Source organism: Pseudomonas sp. P7758 (genome assembly GCF_013386485.1).
GTDB lineage: Bacteria > Pseudomonadota > Gammaproteobacteria > Pseudomonadales > Pseudomonadaceae > Aquipseudomonas.
This window is the reverse complement of sequence record NZ_JACARS010000205.1, coordinates 1-1,874: the sequence shown is the minus strand read 5'-3', so window position 1 is coordinate 1,874 and position 1,874 is coordinate 1. Positions and strand designations below refer to the sequence as shown.

Here is a 1,874-nt window from a genome sequence, read left to right as displayed (position 1 = left end):
TTGCCCAGCAGCGCCAGCACGATGATCGCCGCCAGCACAATGTCGGGCCGTGAGGTTTCCCGGCCATCGCTGAGCAGGTAACCCAGGCCCTTGGTCGCGGCGATCAACTCGGCCGCCACCAGGAACATCCACGCCAGGCTCAGGCCGCTGCGCAAGCCGGTGAACAGGCCGGGCAGGGCGGCAGGCAACAGGATGCGACGCACCAGGCGCGTGCGGCTGAAGCCATACATCTGCCCGACTTCCACCAGCTTGCGGTCGATGTCGCGAATGGCCGCGACGCCATTGAGGTACACCGGGAAGAACGCGCCGATGGCAATCAGCACGATCTTCGAGGTCTCATCAATGCCCAGCCACAGCAGCAACAGCGGCACCCAGGCCAGGCTCGGGATCGAGCGCAGGCCGGCGAAGGTTGGTTCCAGGTACGCCTCGGCCTCGCGGCTCAAGCCGACCCAGGCGGCAAATACCAGGGCCAGGCCGGCGCCGATGGTGAACCCCAGCAGCACCCGCAACAGGCTGGCGCTGATGTGTTTCCACAGCGCGCCTTCGGCGAGGTCGGTGAGGGTCACGGCGATCTCGCTGGGCGCCGGCATCTGGTAGGACGGCAGCCAGCCGATGCGCACCACCACTTCAAGGATCACCAGGATCAACACCGGCAACGCCAGGCCCTTGAGCCGCCGCGGCCAGGCGCTGCGCTGCACGGTGAGCGTTGGCGCGAGTGCGACGGGCAGGGTTTCGCTTTTGCTGCGCATGACGCTCCCCTTATGGACGAGGCAAAGCCTGGCCAAAGCTTGGGTCGATCAACTGGTCGATCACCTGATCCACATTCACCCCACGGCGCACCAGTTCTTCCGACACCAGGATCGGCGCGGCCGCCTTGGACGACACCACGTCCTGGGCAGTGAGCAATGGGCTGCTCAAGTCGGTACGCGACAATTGCAGCTTGGCCACGTCCAGGGGCAGGCCGGATTCGTCGGCCAGCAGCTTGGCGAATTCGTCGGGGTGTTTCACCGCCCAGTTGCGGGCTTTTTCATAGGCGCCGAGCACCTTGGCGATGGTCTGTGGATGCTCCTTGGCGTATTTGTCGGTCACGCTGACCACGCCGTAGCTGTTGAAGTCCTTGTTGCGGTACAGCAGGCGCGAACCCGCCTGGATTTCGCTGGCGGCCATGTGCGGGTCGAGACCGGCCCAGGCGTCCACATCACCTTTCTCCAGCGCGGTACGGCCGTCGGGGTGCTGCAGGTGCACCAACTCCACGTCGTCCTTGCTCAGGCCGGCTTTCTGCAGGCTGCGCAGGGTGAACAGGTACGGATCGGTGCCTTTGGTGGCGGCGATTTTCTTGCCCTTGAGGTCGCTGACGCTCTTGAACGTCGAGTCCTTGCGCACCACCAGTGCAGTCCACTCGGCGCGGCTGTACACATACACCGACTTGATCGGGCTGCCATTGGCCCGGCTGAGCACCGCCGACAGGCTGGCGGACGAGGCGAAGTCGACGCCGCCGCTGTTGAGGTATTCCAGGGAACGGTTGCTGCCCTGGCTCAACACCCAGCCGACCTTGGTTTGCGGCAGCGCTTCTTCAAGCCAGCCGAAGTGCTTGAGCACCAGGCTCACCGGGGAGTAGTAGGCGTAGTCCAGGTTGACTTGCGCAGGGTCGGTTTCCGCTGCATGGGCCAGGGGTTGCAGGCTGAGGGCCAGGGCGCAGGCGCCCAACAGGGTATTGAAGAAGGGTTTCATGGAACAGCTCCGGACAAGGCGGGAAAAGAGAAGGCTTTTCTTATATTCAGAAAATTCATATGGCATGTTCCATCATGCGTTGTAGGAATATGCAGTCTCTGTGCCAGCGTCTTTGCAGGGCAGGGCAACACCCTGGCGTAGCA

2 protein-coding genes are annotated in these 1,874 nt (G+C 63.7%); both read right to left on the bottom strand.

Going from position 1 to position 1,874, the window contains the following annotated elements; all coding sequences use genetic code 11:
• The coding region (locus HX873_RS30450) for an ABC transporter permease (protein WP_177123688.1) at positions 1–749 on the bottom strand (749 nt) is incomplete at its 3' end.
• A 10-nt stretch (positions 750–759) separates the two neighbouring features.
• Positions 760–1,731, bottom strand: coding sequence for an aliphatic sulfonate ABC transporter substrate-binding protein (locus tag HX873_RS30445; protein WP_177123685.1), 972 nt, complete (start codon positions 1,729–1,731; stop codon positions 760–762).
• Positions 1,732–1,874 lie beyond the last annotated feature (143 nt).